At 59.6% G+C, this 14654-nt stretch carries 14 protein-coding genes; 9 read left to right on the top strand and 5 right to left on the bottom strand.

The features are described 5' to 3' along the window. Positions 1–53: 53 nt before the first annotated feature. Positions 54–761 (top strand): hypothetical protein, encoded by a 708-nt coding sequence (locus Q0837_RS00670; protein ID WP_298463897.1) that lies wholly within the window; start codon positions 54–56, stop codon positions 759–761. 12 nt (positions 762–773) lie between these two features. Here the strand turns inward: Q0837_RS00670 and Q0837_RS00665 are convergent, their stop codons facing one another. Next, positions 774–1451 carry a Fe2+-dependent dioxygenase gene (locus Q0837_RS00665; protein ID WP_298463894.1) on the bottom strand — a complete coding sequence of 226 codons (678 nt, stop codon included), beginning with the start codon at positions 1449–1451 and terminating at the stop codon, positions 774–776. A gap of 85 nt (positions 1452–1536) precedes the next feature. Between Q0837_RS00665 and Q0837_RS00660 the strand changes: the two genes are divergently transcribed. Beyond that, positions 1537–2313, top strand: a complete 777-nt coding sequence (locus tag Q0837_RS00660; protein ID WP_298463892.1) for a hypothetical protein — start codon at positions 1537–1539, stop codon at positions 2311–2313. Positions 2314–2321: 8 nt separating this feature from the next. Here Q0837_RS00660 and Q0837_RS00655 read toward each other — a convergent pair whose 3' ends face one another. After that, positions 2322–2957 (bottom strand): TetR/AcrR family transcriptional regulator, encoded by a 636-nt coding sequence (locus tag Q0837_RS00655; RefSeq protein WP_298463890.1) that lies wholly within the window; start codon positions 2955–2957, stop codon positions 2322–2324. Positions 2958–3076: 119 nt separating this feature from the next. Here Q0837_RS00655 and Q0837_RS00650 point away from each other — a divergent pair, with 119 nt between their 5' ends. From Q0837_RS00650 to Q0837_RS00635, 4 genes are all read left to right on the top strand, one after another. Then, positions 3077–5437: a TonB-dependent receptor gene (locus Q0837_RS00650; RefSeq protein WP_298463889.1), complete on the top strand. Its 2361-nt coding sequence runs from the start codon at positions 3077–3079 to the stop codon at positions 5435–5437. Between the two features lie 100 nt (positions 5438–5537). Beyond that, positions 5538–6818, top strand: coding sequence for a serine--tRNA ligase (gene serS / locus Q0837_RS00645; protein WP_298463888.1), 1281 nt, complete (start codon positions 5538–5540; stop codon positions 6816–6818). After that, positions 6818–7582, top strand: coding sequence for a 5'/3'-nucleotidase SurE (gene surE / locus Q0837_RS00640; RefSeq protein WP_298463885.1), 765 nt, complete (start codon positions 6818–6820; stop codon positions 7580–7582). Before serS ends, surE begins: the two co-directional genes overlap by 1 nt. 23 nt (positions 7583–7605) lie before the next feature. Then, positions 7606–8718: a TrkA family potassium uptake protein gene (locus tag Q0837_RS00635; protein WP_298463882.1), complete on the top strand. Its 1113-nt coding sequence runs from the start codon at positions 7606–7608 to the stop codon at positions 8716–8718. On the opposite strand, the gene Q0837_RS00630 is transcribed toward Q0837_RS00635, so the two are convergent. Next, positions 8715–9122 (bottom strand): DUF1761 domain-containing protein, encoded by a 408-nt coding sequence (locus Q0837_RS00630; protein ID WP_298463879.1) that lies wholly within the window; start codon positions 9120–9122, stop codon positions 8715–8717. The two genes, Q0837_RS00635 and Q0837_RS00630, sit on opposite strands and share 4 nt — an antisense overlap. A 72-nt stretch (positions 9123–9194) precedes the next feature. On the opposite strand from Q0837_RS00630, the gene rimO reads away from it, so the two are divergent. After that, positions 9195–10574: a 30S ribosomal protein S12 methylthiotransferase RimO gene (gene rimO / locus Q0837_RS00625; protein WP_298463877.1), complete on the top strand. Its 1380-nt coding sequence runs from the start codon at positions 9195–9197 to the stop codon at positions 10572–10574. 234 nt (positions 10575–10808) lie between these two features. On the opposite strand, the gene Q0837_RS00620 is transcribed toward rimO, so the two are convergent. Next, the gene (locus Q0837_RS00620) at positions 10809–12329 is read right to left on the bottom strand and encodes a hypothetical protein (RefSeq protein WP_298463874.1); all 1521 of its coding nucleotides are present in this window, start codon (positions 12327–12329) and stop codon (positions 10809–10811) included. Between the two features lie 245 nt (positions 12330–12574). Here Q0837_RS00620 and Q0837_RS00615 point away from each other — a divergent pair, with 245 nt between their 5' ends. Beyond that, the gene (locus tag Q0837_RS00615; RefSeq protein WP_298463871.1) at positions 12575–13372 is read left to right on the top strand and encodes a transglutaminase family protein; all 798 of its coding nucleotides are present in this window, start codon (positions 12575–12577) and stop codon (positions 13370–13372) included. Positions 13373–13600: 228 nt separating this feature from the next. Continuing rightward, positions 13601–13867, top strand: coding sequence for a hypothetical protein (locus Q0837_RS00610; RefSeq protein ID WP_298463868.1), 267 nt, complete (start codon positions 13601–13603; stop codon positions 13865–13867). Positions 13868–13881: 14 nt separating this feature from the next. Here Q0837_RS00610 and Q0837_RS00605 read toward each other — a convergent pair whose 3' ends face one another. After that, positions 13882–14643: a DUF6065 family protein gene (locus tag Q0837_RS00605; protein WP_298463866.1), complete on the bottom strand. Its 762-nt coding sequence runs from the start codon at positions 14641–14643 to the stop codon at positions 13882–13884. Between the last annotated feature and the right edge of the window lie 11 nt (positions 14644–14654).

Raw genomic sequence — 14654 nt, 5'->3', positions numbered from 1 at the left:
GCGGCCAACCGAGCACTTTGACCGGCGCATCATAATCTGTATCCATTTGCGCGATGCATCTGTTCGAAGCTCTTGTAATCGCACATGTCATTGCCGGAGCCACCGGGCTGATCGCTTTTTGGGTGCCGATCGCGACGCGGAAGGGCGCGAAGGCGCACCGCAAATGGGGGCGGATTGCGTGCTACGGCTTCATCGTGGCGGGTGCACTGGCGGTGGCGATGGCGCTGCTCTCTCTTTATGGCCCGGAGGAGCGCATTCCTTCTGTAACCGACCGCGAGCTGTTCGATGGTCTGTTCGGCTGGATGATGCTCTATCTCGGCCTGTTGACAATGGGCTTTGCCGATTATGGATTGGCAGTCGTCAAGCATGGGCGCGAACGCCGCGCACTGCGCACTCCGCGATACCAGATTGTCATGGCGTCGGTGATCGTCTCCGCGCTGTGGTGCGGCTATTACGGCTTCGGCATTGGCGAACCTCTGATGATGGCTGTCGCGGCGCTGGGCGTCGTCGCGATGACGCTGCAATTGGCGTTCGTGTGGCGAAAAGACGTCGAGCGAACCGCCTATATCGGCGAACACTTCCGCGCCTTGGTCGGCATGGGGATTTCAGCCTACACCGCCTTCATGGCCGTTGGTCTGATCCGCTGGGTGCCAGAGGAAGTGTTCAATCCGGTGGTCTGGGCGGGGCCGAGCGTCATTGGGGTCGCCCTGATCATCTATTTCACGCTGCAAACCAACCGGAAGCGCGCGGCACGCGCCTGACCGAGCCCGCGCTCAGGTAACCGACCACATTCTCAGCAGGTTGGCGATGTTCTTGTCGAGCGTCAGCAACTCGATCGAATTTGGATCGAGCGACTGCCGCAACGAAACGCGCAGGTTCTCCAAGTCGAACAGCATCTCGCGCTGCGCCTGATCAGGCACAAGGCTTTCGATCCAGCCGACGCAGACGATGCGTTCGCCATCGGTCACGGGGCGAACTTCGTGGATGCTGGTCGCGGGATAGAGCACCAGCTGGCCAGCATTTGGCTTCGCCTCTGACATCATGCCAGCGGTATGGATCGCTAGCTCGCCGCCTTCGTATTCATTGGGATCGGAGAGGAAGAGCGTGAAGGCGATGTCGGTGCGCACGCGCGTGCCGTTCGGTGCCATGATCGCATTGTCGACATGCGGCCCATAGTGCCCGCCATCACCGGTCTTGCTGATCATCAGAGGCGTAAACTGCCGTGGCCGCGCCGCTGCTTTGACAACCGAGTTTTTGCTAATCAGCGGGAGGATTTGCTCTTGAATCTCCTGGCCCACCGTACCGGTCATCACTGCTTGTTGGTTCTGTTTGACGGCGGCGGCGACCTTACCTGCCGTGGCCTTTCCGTCGCGCCAATCGAGCGCGTCGATCCGGCGGCGCAGGAACGCCAGCTTCGCTTCGTCTTCGATCGCCGAAATCGTCAGGATCATGCCTAGGACCGCCCGATATTGAGTTGCACCTGTTCCCTCTGAAGCTATTGCTCAGGGCGAACACGGTATCGTTGGAGGACGCACAATGAAAGTCGAGTTAAAAACCTGGGCCGGGCTGGGCCTCGCCACCGCGCTTGCTGGTGCAGGTCTGACTGGTTGTGCCGGAGAAGGTGGTGAAGGCGGAGAAGCAGCGCAGACATCCCAGACCGGGGAAGCCGGAGAAGGCGGCGGCGAGGCCGGTGAGGGTGAAGGCGGCGAAAGCGGCGGCGATGTTGGCGCGCTCTCTCTGCCGCAGCGCGTAGCCTTCATGTCGGGCCACGTTGCCGCTGGCATCGCACTTTACCGTGCAGGCGATAGCAAAGCAGCAGCCCCGCACTTGCTTCATCCCGTCTCGGAAACCCATGCCAGCGAGCGTGCGGGTTTGGCGCAAGTCGGCTTCGACGCGGCACCATTCGAAGCAGTCTCGGCAGCATTGGAAAGCGGAAAGCCAGCCGCTGAAATCGAGCCACAGCTTGAAGCTGCAGAAGCCAATCTCGCATCGGTGCGCGAAGGGGCGGGCGGCGATCCCGTTGCGCTGATCCGCTATCTAATGGAGGTCACGGTCGACGAATACACGATCGCCGTTCCGGAGCAGACAGTCACCGATCCCGGCGAATATCAAGACGCCTGGGGTTTTGTGACAGTTGCTAGAGAACTGGCCGACCGGCTCGATACGCCGAAAGCGGATTCGGTGAAGGCTAGCTTGGATGAGATGATTGCTCTTTGGCCCGACGGTGCACCAATCCCGCCCGATCAGCCGGCCTCAGCTGGGCAGGTGTCTGCGCTCGCTGCGCGTGTTCTGCTGGACCTACCGCAGCCCTAAGGCGCGAGTTATTCGCGGCGGGCGATACCCTTGGCGAGGAGCGAATTGACCACGGCCGCCACGTCATCCGGTGAACGACCCTCGCCCTCCTTTGCCCAGACGGCGTAGCGCAGACCGACGAACACGTTCATTCCCATCAGCGCCCAGGCTTCTACTTCGCCTAGCCCTTCGCGGAACTCGCCGCTTTTTGTGCCTGCTGCCAAACGCTTTTCGATCAGCCCGGCAATCGTCTCGTAATGGCGGCGATAGCTGGCTGGATCGACGAATTCCGCTTCGTCGATGATACGGTAGATTTCGCGGTGCTCGCGCGCAAAGCTCAGGAAAGCACCGAGCGCGGCCTCCTCAACCTCGAGCGCGCCCATATCGTCCGAAAGCGCCGCGCGTGCGCTGGTTCGGACATTGTCGCTCATATCCGCGACGAGAGCGCGGAAAAGCGCGTCCTTGCTGTCGAAATAGGTGTAAAAACTGCCCAAGGCGACGCCCGCTCGGCGGGTGATCGAACTCACCGACGCTTCATGAAATCCCTTTTCGCCAAACTCGATGGCCGAGGCATCGAGCAGTTTACGCAGCGTCTTGCGCCCGCGCTCGGTGCGCGGAGCCTTGTTTTCTGCGACGCTAGTCTGGCTGCCGGTTGGCTGGTCCATCCCCTACTCCTTGGATGTGTGCCTAGGGCGCGATGGTATCGCGCACAAGTCCTAACTTGAAAGTTGGTTCAACTTTCAATATTGAACCATTCATTAGAGGGTTTGGAGAGGAACCGACCATGAAAACCGTACTTCGCAGCCGTGCGCTGCTGCTCGCCGGGTGTGCAGGCCTTGCTGCAATTGCGGCACCTGCTGCTGCTCAGGATGCGCCCGGAAACGGGACCGGCGTCGACGGCGACGTTGCTGATGTAAACGAAGGTCCGGGCATTATCGTCACCGCCCGGCGGCGGGACGAGCGGCTGATCGATGTGCCGCTGTCTGTCACCGCGATCACGGGCGAAACACTGGAGCGCAACGGCGTGCAGGCGCTGACCGAACTCGCGCAGGTTGTTCCCAATATCACGCTCGAAGTCAGTCGCGGCACCAACACCACCCTCACCGCCTTCATCCGCGGCGTCGGCCAGCAGGACCCGGTTGCAGGCTTCGAAGCGGGCGTCGGCCTCTATGTCGACGACGTCTATCTCAACCGCCCACAGGCCGCCGTGCTCGATATCTATGACGTCGAACGGATCGAGATCCTGCGCGGCCCGCAGGGGACGCTCTACGGACGCAACACGATTGGCGGCGCGATCAAGTATGTGACTGCGGCCCTGCCCGACGAAACCAGCGTGTCCATTCGCGGCACATACGGTTCGTTCAACCAGGCCGACCTGATCATCAGCGGATCAACCCCGATCACCGACAACCTCAAGATCGGTGCCAGCGGCGCGCGCCTCTCGCGTGGCGGCTTCGGCGACAATCTCAACCTCGGCACCGAGAACTACAACCGCGATGTGTGGGGCGCGCGTGGGACCATAGAATTCGACAATGGACCGCTCTTCGTCCGCCTGTCGGGTGATTACATCATTGACGAAAGCGAAGCGCGGCAGGGTTCGCGACTGATCCCCGGCCTGTTCACCGGCGCGCCAGTGCTGGATGACGTGTTCGATACCCGAGCAGGTCTCGACGTCGTCGATCAGGAGGTTGAGGCCTATGGCGGCGCGCTCAACATCGCGATTGAGCTGACCGACACGCTGACGCTGAAATCGATCACCGGCTACCGAGAGGATTCCTCGACAACGCCGATTGACTTCGACAGCCTGCCCGCCGCCGATCTAGATGTGCCAGCGATCTATGAGAACGACCAGTTCAGTCAGGAACTGCAACTGCTTTACGAAGGCGACCGGCTTTCGGGCGTGCTTGGGTTCTACTACCTCGACGCCAACGCCTTTACCGCGTTCGACGTGGCGCTGTTCAACACGGGCACTCTAATCAACCTGCCGGGCCTGAACGCGCAGACATTGGGCGATGTCGGGACAAAGACGTGGTCGGTGTTCGGCGATTTCACCTTCGATGTGACCGACACGATCAGCGTCTCTTTGGGTGGCCGTTACACCAATGACGAGCGCACCAGCCGGGTGCTGCGCACCACATTCATCGGCGGCTTCTCAGACCTTTTCGTGCCGGGTAGCGCCGCCATTCCAATCGCGACCACCAGCGATTTCCAAGGCAGCGAAACGTTCAAGGATTTCAATCCGCGCGCTTCGATCAGCTGGACTCCGACGCCCGATCACAACATCTATTTCACCTATTCGCAGGGCTTCAAAGGCGGCGGCTTCGACCCGCGCGGGCAGACCACCGCCGCGCCCGATCTCGACGGCGATGGCGATGTCGATTTCGACGATCAGTTCGAATTCCTGCGCTTCGCGCCCGAGACCGTCGATAGTTACGAAATCGGTTGGAAGGCCTCGCTGCTCGACAACCGGCTGAACATCAGCCTCGCAGCATTCCTCGGCCAGTATGACGACGTTCAGATACCTGGTTCGGTCGGACTGGATTCCAATGGCGACGGGGTGAATGACAGCTTCATCGGCATCACGTCCAACGCCGCATCGGCGGACGTCAACGGCTTCGAGTTCGAAGGCAGCGCGCTGGTTGGCCGCGATTTCTGGGGCGACGGCAGCCGCTTCAACGTCAATTGGTCGCTGGGCGTGCTCGATGCGAGCTTCAACACGTTCATCGACGCCTTCGGGGTCGATGTTGCCGACCAGCGGGTGTTCCAGAACACGCCGGACATTACTGGCCATATGGGCTTTGTTCTCGGTGTCCCCGCAGCCGACGGGATGATCGATTTCATCGGCAACGCCTCGCTGCGTTCCGATGCGAGCCAATTTGAAACGCCCAACCCCTTCCTTGATCAGGATGGCTTTGTGCTGGTCGACGCCAGCATCGTTTACACCAGCGACAGCGGGCTTTTCTCCATCGGCGGGCATGTGAAGAACCTGTTCGACAAGGAATACATCGTCGCCGGGTACAACTTTGTCGCGGGCGGCACGCCTCCGGGCACACCATTCGTCCCGACACTCGGCCTCGAAGGAACGCTGACCGGGTTCTACGGCGATCCACGGCGCTTCTTCTTAACGGCTGAGGTCAATTTCTAGGCGGTTCTCTTAGGGGTCGGCGCTCCTCTCCAAACCCATGCGCCGACCCCGCCCATTCTCAGCACTTTCAAATCGATGCAGCAGGCTCTAAGCGCTGCGCATGCACGATATTCGCTTGATCCGAGACGATCCCGACGCTTTCGACGCAGTGCTCGCACGGCGCGGAATGGAGCCTGTTGCCAAGGCGATAGTTGCGCTGGACGAAGAGCGCCGCAAGCTGACAACGCAGCTCCAAGAAGCGCAATCACGCCGCAACGAAGCCTCGAAGGCGATTGGCCAGGCGATGGGCCAGGGCGACACCGAAAAGGCAGAGGCGCTGAAGGCAGAAGTTGCCGAACTCAAAAAGACAATGCCTGATCTCGAGGAGCGCGATCGGACGTTCGCCGAGCAGTTGAAAGCAACAATGCTTGCCCTGCCCAACCTGCTCGATCCTTCGGTCCCCGATGGGGAAAGCGAAGAGGACAATGTCTTCCTGCGCGAATGGGGTGAAAAGCCGAGCTTCGATTTCGAGCCCAAGGAGCATGCTGATATCGCCCCGGCGCTGGGTATGGAATTTGAAACCGGTGCGAAGATCTCCGGTGCACGTTTCACCTTCCTACGCGGCGATATTGCCCGGCTCCACCGTGCGCTCGGTCAATTCATGCTCGACACGAACACACGCGATCACGGCTACACCGAATGCAATCCGCCGCTGCTGATCAATGAAGAAGCGGGGTACGGCACCGGCCAGTTGCCCAAGTTTGCCGAAGACCTGTTCCGCACCACCGATGGTCGCCTGTTGATCTCCACGTCGGAGATGACACTGGGCAATTCCTTCCGCGAGCAGATCTTTACCGAGAGCGATTTCCCTATGCGTATCACGGCGCTGACCCCCTGCTTCCGCTCGGAAGCGGGCGCAGCAGGGCGCGACACGCGCGGCTTCATCCGGCAGCATCAGTTCGAGAAGGTTGAGCTGATCAGTGCGGCGCTACCCGAGCAAGCCCCTGCCGAACTCGAGCGCATCACCTCGATCGCCGAAGGATTGCTTCAGGCGCTTGGCCTGCATTACCGCGTAGTGGCGCTATGCGCGGGTGACATGGGCAACATGATGAAGACCTATGACCTCGAGGTCTGGCTGCCCGGCCAAGGTGCCTATCGCGAGATCAGCTCGTGCTCCGATGGCGGCACATACCAGCCGCGCCGAATGAACGCGCGCTATCGGCCCGAGGGTGAGAAGAAGAAGACCGAGTTCTTCCACTTGCTCAACGGCTCCGGCCTCGCAGTGGGTCGCACGTTGGTGGCAATTATCGAGAATTACCAACAGACTGATGGTAGCGTCGCCGTGCCAGAGGCGCTGCATCCCTATATGGGAGGGGTCACCAAGCTGGAGCCCGCCTCGTAATGCGCATCCTTCTGACCAATGACGATGGCTACCACGCGCCCGGTTTTGAGGTGCTGGAAGAGATCGCGCGGCAGTTCTCCGACGACATTTGGGTCTGTGCGCCATCCGAAGAGCAATCGGGTGCAGGCCACTCGCTAACGCTCAACCGCCCTGTCCGCTTGCAGAAGTTTGCCGAGCGCCGCTTTGCTGTCACCGGCACCCCGACAGACAGCGTCATGATGGCACTTCGCGAAGTGATGGATGGCCCACCCGACCTGATCCTGTCCGGCGTCAATCGCGGAGCCAATCTCGGCGATGACATCACCTATTCGGGCACCGTGTCAGCCGCGATTGAAGGTGCGCTTGCGGGAATCCGCGCCATCGCACTTAGCCAGGTCTACAGCCGCGAGACGAACGGCACGGACACCGAATTTGGCGCCGCGCGGGAGTGGGGGGCGAAAGTGATCAAACCACTGCTTGATGCACCTTTTGCCGAGCGGACTCTCGTCAATGTAAATTTCCCGCCGCGCGCCCCTGAGGCAGTGAATGGCATTCGCGTCGTCCGACAGGGCTTTCACGACTATTCGCGCGGCTCGATTGTCGAAGGGCGCGACCCGCGCGGGCATCGTTACTTCTGGTTCGGCCTGCACGCTATCGAACACACGCTCGACCATGGCACCGACCTCGAAGCAATCGACGATGGCTATGTGGCGGTGACGCCGCTTCAACTAGACCTGACGCACTATTCCTCGATCGACACGCTTGCCGGGCGTTTCGAGAGCTAAGGCGCGCGAGGGAGCACAGACGCATGGCGAAGCGCGACGTGGATCGTATCTTTTCGGGCAACACGCCCAAGCGCCGCAAGAAAAAGCGGTTCAAACCGCTGCGCCGTGCAGTGCGTCTGCCGATTTGGGGCGATTTGAGCATCCGCCTCGGCGCGGCGTTGGTTCTGATCTTCATCGTCATCATGATCCACTGGTTCGATCGCGAAGGGCTGGTCGACAATCTCGATGGCGAGGTCAGTTTTCTCGACGTCGTTTATTTCACCATGATCTCGATCACCACCACCGGCTTTGGTGACATCGCCCCGATCAGCGACCGTGCGCGGCTTGTGGAGGCAGTTATCGTGACACCCATCCGATTTGCGGTGTTCTTCATTTTTGTGGGCACCGCCTACAATTTCATCATCAAGCGCAGCTGGGAGAAGTGGCGCATGGCCAAGATCCAGGAACAACTCAGCGGCCATGTGGTCGTGCTCGGCTACGGCGTATCGGGCTCGCAGAGCGTCGAGGAACTGATCGAGCGCGGCAGCGATCCGAGCAATATCGTTGTTGTCGATCCAAGCGAGGAACGGCTGCACGAGGCCGAAAAGCTCGGAGTCAATGTGATGGCCGCCGATGCGACCCGCGACGAGACGCTGAAGGCAGTGCGCATCCATGAAGCGGACAGTGTGCTGGTGTCGGCGGGGCGGGACGACACTTCGATCCTGATCGTGCTGACCGTGCGCCATCTCGCGCCCAAGGTGCCGATCAGCGTGGTCGTGCGCGCAGACGACAATGAGCTGCTGGCGCGGCAGGCTGGTGCAAACAATGTCATCAATCCGGTGCGTTTCACAGGACTGCTGCTCGCAGGCTCAGCGCAAGGCGCCCACATAGCAGACTATTTGGCCGACCTCGCTTCGGTGACCGGCCGCGTGCAACTGGTCGAACGCGTGGTCGAAGAAGAAGAATGCGGCTGCTCGATTTCGGAACTGCAAACCGGCGGACGCGGCCTGCGAATCTACCGCAATGGGCGTGCCATCGGGTTCTGGGAAGACGAATGTCAGAACCTGCAAGCGGGCGATATCATCGTAGAGATTGTCCCGACCGAAAATGGCAATTCTCGCGGTGATGGACACTCCAACGGAAATGGGGGCAGTTAAGGCCCCTGTCTGAAGAGCAAAAACACCCCGCCCATCACCGCCATGCCGACAATCATGTGTCCGGCATCGATCAGGAAATGCTTCAACGTCTTGCGCAGATAAAGGTAGTGAATTCCCACCGCCGGAACCATCACGCCGACCGCGAAACCGACCGACATCATCATCACGACATGCGGCGCTGGATTGGTCCGTGCGACGAGGTGCCACAGCACCATCGCGATCAGCATTTCGAACAGGAATGTCAGCCCGAAAATGAGCGCCATATTGCCGCTCTGTACATCTTCGTCAGACATGCCCGCAGCATTTTGCCACGCTTTGCTGAAGAGCGCGCCGTACCAGATGGCTCCAACGACGAAGAACGCGGCTGCTCCAGCGAGCACCGGCCACACTGCGAAATCGTTCATATAAGTTCCCTCCTCACGCGACCGACCAATCTGTAGCGGAATCGCTCGAACCCGTGTAGTGGGCCGCGCATAATGGCAAGCACACCCTCTTCACTCCCCGATCAGAAACGCGTCGGCATGGTCAGCCTCGGCTGCCCCAAAGCGCTCGTGGATTCCGAACGTATCCTCACCCGGCTGCGCGCCGATGGCTATGCGATGAGCCCCGATTATGAAGGCGCCGACGTGGTGCTGGTGAACACCTGCGGCTTCCTCGACAGCGCCAAGGAAGAGAGCCTTGCTGCCATCGGTGAGGCAATCTCGGAAAATGGCCGCGTGATTGTTACCGGCTGTATGGGCGAAGAGGCTGACGCGATCCGCGCGGCGCATCCACAAGTGCTCGCAGTCACCGGAGCGCACCAATACGAAGCCGTGGTTGAAGCGGTGCATGAACACGCGCCGCCGTCGCAGGGACCGTTTGTGGACTTGATCCCGCAGCCTGACATCAAGCTGACCCCGCGCCATTACAGCTATCTGAAAATTTCCGAAGGCTGCAATCACTCCTGCTCTTTCTGCATCATTCCCGATCTGCGCGGAAAGCTGGCGAGCCGACGGATTGATGCGGTTCTGCGCGAGGCGGAAAAGCTGGTCGCAGCTGGCACGAAAGAGCTGCTGGTGATCAGCCAGGATACATCGGCTTACGGCGTCGATACCCGGCATGAAGAGCGGATGTGGAAAGGCTCGCCGGTCCGGGCGCACATGACTGATCTGGCGCGTGAACTGGGCCAGCTGCGCACTCCGGACGGCAGGCCTCCGTGGGTGCGACTGCATTATGTCTACCCCTATCCGCATGTCGACAAGGTAATCCCGCTGATGGCGGAGGGCCTGCTGACACCGTATCTCGACATCCCGTTCCAGCATGCCTCACCCAAGGTTCTGAAATCCATGCGCCGCCCGGCGAACGAGGCCAAAGTGCTCGACCGGCTCAAGAGCTGGCGCGACATTTGCCCCGACATCGCCGTGCGTTCGAGCTTCGTCGTCGGCTTTCCCGGAGAAACCGAAGAAGACTTCCAATATCTTGTCGATTGGCTCGAAGAAGCACAACTCGACCGCGTCGGCGCTTTCCGCTTCGAACCTGTCGAAGGTGCCAAGGCGAATGACTTGCCCGACCCTGTCGCCGAAGAGGTGAAGGAAGATCGCTACCAGCGCCTGATGGAAGTCACCGCCCGGATCAGCGCGGCCAAGCTCGCCGCAAAAGTCGGGCGGGATATTCCAGTGATCATCGACGAGGTCGGCGAACCCGACGAAGACGGCGATATTGGCGCGACCGGACGCTCCCAGGCTGATGCGCCGGAAATCGATGGAGCGGTGTATCTGCGCAACGTTCCCGAAACACTGGCCGCTGGAGACATCGTTACCGTCTCCGTCGAAGACGCCGACGCGCATGACCTGTTCGGCGTGATCACATCAGACTAGCCCAGACGCGACGAACGAAGTTGACAAAACTGACACCCCGTCAGGCAATCATATCGCCTATTTCCCTCGATTTATCAGGATTTTGAGCCCAAATGGCAAAGTTGACACTTTTCCAACTCAAACGCTTTCTCCGGTGCAACCCAAATCGCTACCAGTGGTAGCGGGGTCGGCCCAAGTAGGAAAGTGTGACCGTCGTTCCACTTCGTTGCGAACGGACTGGTCGAAATGCTCAGGTCAGTTCCAGCTTGGCAGGTCGAGCTTCACCCGTTTCAGTGAGGCGGCGGGGATAAGATCCTCCGGCATGGGGCGCATATACTTCGCCAGTTCAGCTGCCAATTCGGGCGATGTGGCGAGTAGATCGCTGGCATCTGGCAGTAGCGATTGCGTGTAGAACAGGTCGAGATCTCCCACTTCGAACGCATCGATTGCTGTGACTCGTTTGTCTGGGTCGGCGAACATGTCCAACATGATCTTCGCCGCTTCATCTTTGAAACCGAAGCACAATAGGCCTTGGACAACTATCTTCGCACCATCATCCACGTTCTCTCGCATGAATTCCAACTCGCTCATTGCGGCATCCATTCGGTCCAGCTTCAAGAGCGCACAAGCTCGGTCTCTCGCGATGAGCAACTTGGCATAGGTGTTGCCGTTCTCTTCTGCCACAGAACGCGCCAGTTCGGTCGCTGCCAGCCCTTCTTCCCATCGCCCTTGCCCGACCAACCGGGATGCGCGGTTGATGACGAAGCTCACCACCCAGCCATTCTCGTCTGGATCGACTGCTGCCAGCCTGTCGAACACTGCATCCGCCTTGGCGGTCTGTCCAAGCGAGTCATAGGCATAGGCCTGAATATTCAGCGCCCATGCATCACCTTCTTCAAGCGCGACACCGCGCTCTTCGCGCCGTTGCCATTGATCCGCCAAGTCAATCGCGTCCTCAAACTGACCATTGAAATGCAGTGCATGCGCAGCGTCAGAGAACCGATCGCGGTCCGAGGGGGAATTCTCCAGTCGAGCCAGCGTCAATTCAACATTGCGCTTCCCAGTCGAAGAGAGATTCTTGCCAGCGCGTTGCTCGATCTGAGGCCAGATTGTTTCGTATTTTCGATCAGTCAGCAGGCTCACATAGCTTCGCGGGCTGGTAATGTAGTTGAGCAAGCCGCCTGCTAGATCGCCGCGCTCCTGACGCGCTGCCGATCCTAGTGCACGAAACGCCAAACCCGACTGCAGATTGAGACTCAAGGCACCGAATATTCCAGTTTGGGACCATTCGAGTGCTAGGTCGTTCAGTTCGTCCGCCTTACCCGCATCATAGATCATCCAGGTGACCGGCCAGAAGCTCTCTTCATCAAGTTCGCTAGCGCCGTCGAAATCAAGCTTACGCAACCGTGCTAGCACACCATCGGCATCCTCACTTCGTCGACCGAAATACAGTGCCATACTTAGGAGGTTGACTTCGGGATCTGTCGTTTCAAGCTCTGCAACATATGCTGCGCCCTTCGCGTATTCTCCCTGCTCATCGGCGCAGAATATCTGCGAGAATTTCAAAGTGCGATGAACGCTCGGGTTGTCCGGCATCTTGCTCGACATCGCCGTGAATAGCGGCTCACCAAAGTCGCACGGCTCTTCCCTCCACCGGTTTTTGGAAGATCGCAGTGTTTGGACCAGTTCTTCTGCGTTCATAGCTGCAAAGTCGGGTGTGTCGTCTGCGCTGTGATCATCCTGCGCCACCGCAGGGCCTGCTAGAACAAGTGACATCGCCAGAACTCTGCTCGAACGGATTCGAAAATGCATGGAATTCAACGCCCCTGATGATTGATAAAGTGCTGTTCTATGCTGTGCGCGACAACAGCGACAAGTGGACTCTTTTGCGCTTTCAATCAGACATTGGTTCGCCGAATTCGCAAGTTCAAATGCTGTATCGAACCTGATTTGCGTGGCTTTCTCGTCATCCATGCGCAATGGGTCTACCATTCTCTTGTTTGCAGACGTTGGGACAGCACATGACCATCGCTATCTCGACCCACTTCGCCTTTCAGCTCGATCAGCCGACTGACGCGCTCTTGCAATTCGAAGTGGCTGCTCTTCCCGAGCAATCGGTGCTTGAGGCGAAAACGAACGTCAGCGCGACGGAGCACTTTGCGCGCGTGGGTGCTCATGACGATATCGGCGAACGGATTTGGCTGCGCGCTGAGGGCCTGATCGAAGTCGAATACCAAGCGACAATCGAACCGCGGCGGATTGTGACCGACATCTCTTCTCTGTCACGCATCGCACCGCACCGAATGCCGGGCGAAGCGGTCCAGTACCTGTTCGATTCCCGATATTGCCAAGCCGACATGTTTCAGAACTTTGTGCATGAGGAGTTCGCCGGAACCGAAGGCGGCGCGCGGATCGAAGCGATCAGCCAGTGGCTTGCCACCAAGTTCAGCTATGTGCCCGGCTCCAGCAACGCTTCAACCGATGCGGCGGAGAGCTTTGTCAGTCGGCAGGGGATATGCCGCGACTACGCGCATGTCCTCGTTACGCTCGCGCGGGCTTCCACCATTCCGGCTCGCTATGTCGCATGCTACGCCCCTGGGGTGACCCCGCAGGACTTCCACGCCGTCGCCGAAGTGTTTCTCGAAAACCCGCAAAACGAAGACGGCGGCGCATGGCATTTGATCGACGCCACAGGCATGGCCGACCCCACTCAGACCGCGAAGATCGGCGTGGGCCGCGATGCAGCCGACGTAAGCTTCCTGACCAGCTTTGGCCCCAACACGTTTCTGTCCTGCTCAGTCGATGTAAGGCCCGTCTAGTGCAGCGCGCTTGGCAGGATTGGGCCACACAAACCTGCCCAATTGTGCTATGGTCAATCCATGACAATGATTGGGAACCTTCGCCCGGGCAGGATGGCTATGATCGCCTGTTGCACAGTTTTGGTGTCTGCCTGCGTCGACGAAGCATCTCTGGGCAATGGCGACTCTGTCGTGGAGCCGCCGGATGCGGCTGACCCGGGCCCAATTCTCGACACGAAAGAGGGTACTATGCCTGCCTCAATCAGTCCCGAACTCGCGGCCGTTTTCGAGCGGAACGAGCAGGACAGCGAATACAAACAGCGCGTGATTATCACCTTGGAAGAGAACTCGTCCGCTGATGTGAGTGCGATGCAAGGCGTGAAAATAGTGAATCGGATGCAGAGCATGCCGATCATAGTGGCAGAGATTGATGCGAACGGCCTCAAAGCGCTCGCGAACGACCCTGCAATCAAGCGCGTCGAACCAGATGGCGAGATGCAGGCGCTTCCTGAATAAGGCTCAAGAGAGCGTCAGCGCGACTTAGCGAGGCGTTTGTAGGCCGAGCGGTCCTCGGTTTTCTGCGTCCGCCATTCGGCCATGGCATCGAGCGTAACTCGCACTTGCTTGCGATGGCTTTCCGCCAAGTCAACTTTGGTCCGCGTCGCTGCAGTTGGGACCGGAATCGCCTGCGCCAGCGGCTCGCCGGTCTGCACATGGACCGGCTGATCAATTGGCGGCAGGGTGAAAACCATGTTGACAGCATCCGCGTACCAAGCGGTCTCGACAAGACCGGAAAGCAGTTGCAATCCGTCGGTCCTTGAGCGGTTGATCGGCGGGACAAACAGCAACGCCATGCCTTCGTCAGTGCGCAGGATATAGGGCAGATGCAACTTCACCTGTTGCTGCTGGTCGGACATTTCGAAGAAGCTCAGCCCCGGAATAGCCATGGGTCCGGTCCGCGCGGTGACGCTGTCAGGCACCGCAAACTGATTTCCGCGAAAGTGGTTTGCTGCATCGTCCTGAACATAGAATACTCGCGCAGAACATCCGCCCGATACAGGTGAGCGGAATGCGCGTGCGCCTGCTGGAACATCTTTCTCCAGGCAATACCCCCACGCAAACGGGGATGGGATCGTCAGGCCGGCTCCGTTTGCTTCGACGAAAGGGCGACACTGCTCGCGCCGGCCATAGCCAGCGGGCACCGTCTCGCGGGTCTTGCGCGAAGAGGGGACAGGACGCTCAAACGCATCCACCAACGGAATGATTGTTACCGCAAGTGGCTCGTTTTCCATGTCCTGCCCCC

The organism is uncultured Erythrobacter sp., from assembly GCF_947499705.1.
Classification (GTDB): domain Bacteria; phylum Pseudomonadota; class Alphaproteobacteria; order Sphingomonadales; family Sphingomonadaceae; genus Erythrobacter.
Note: the sequence above shows the minus strand (reverse complement) of the source record. Positions and strands in the feature narration are given on the sequence as shown.

Excerpts from the sequence above, each read along its gene's own strand:
- Q0837_RS00605 (WP_298463866.1), bottom strand. The coding sequence starts at position 14,643 with ATGGAAAACGAGCCACTTGCGGTAACAATCATTCCGTTGGTGGATGCG.
- Q0837_RS00630 (WP_298463879.1), bottom strand. The coding sequence starts at position 9,122 with ATGAACGATTTCGCAGTGTGGCCGGTGCTCGCTGGAGCAGCCGCGTTC.
- Q0837_RS00655 (WP_298463890.1), bottom strand. The coding sequence starts at position 2,957 with ATGGACCAGCCAACCGGCAGCCAGACTAGCGTCGCAGAAAACAAGGCT.
- surE (WP_298463885.1), top strand. The coding sequence starts at position 6,818 with ATGCGCATCCTTCTGACCAATGACGATGGCTACCACGCGCCCGGTTTT.
- Q0837_RS00650 (WP_298463889.1), top strand. The coding sequence starts at position 3,077 with ATGAAAACCGTACTTCGCAGCCGTGCGCTGCTGCTCGCCGGGTGTGCA.
- Q0837_RS00665 (WP_298463894.1), bottom strand. The coding sequence starts at position 1,451 with ATGATCCTGACGATTTCGGCGATCGAAGACGAAGCGAAGCTGGCGTTC.
- Q0837_RS00635 (WP_298463882.1), top strand. The coding sequence starts at position 7,606 with ATGGCGAAGCGCGACGTGGATCGTATCTTTTCGGGCAACACGCCCAAG.
- Q0837_RS00615 (WP_298463871.1), top strand. The coding sequence starts at position 12,575 with ATGACCATCGCTATCTCGACCCACTTCGCCTTTCAGCTCGATCAGCCG.
- rimO (WP_298463877.1), top strand. The coding sequence starts at position 9,195 with ATGGCAAGCACACCCTCTTCACTCCCCGATCAGAAACGCGTCGGCATG.
- serS (WP_298463888.1), top strand. The coding sequence starts at position 5,538 with ATGCACGATATTCGCTTGATCCGAGACGATCCCGACGCTTTCGACGCA.
- Q0837_RS00610 (WP_298463868.1), top strand. The coding sequence starts at position 13,601 with ATGCCTGCCTCAATCAGTCCCGAACTCGCGGCCGTTTTCGAGCGGAAC.
- Q0837_RS00620 (WP_298463874.1), bottom strand. The coding sequence starts at position 12,329 with ATGTCACTTGTTCTAGCAGGCCCTGCGGTGGCGCAGGATGATCACAGC.
- Q0837_RS00670 (WP_298463897.1), top strand. The coding sequence starts at position 54 with ATGCATCTGTTCGAAGCTCTTGTAATCGCACATGTCATTGCCGGAGCC.
- Q0837_RS00660 (WP_298463892.1), top strand. The coding sequence starts at position 1,537 with ATGAAAGTCGAGTTAAAAACCTGGGCCGGGCTGGGCCTCGCCACCGCG.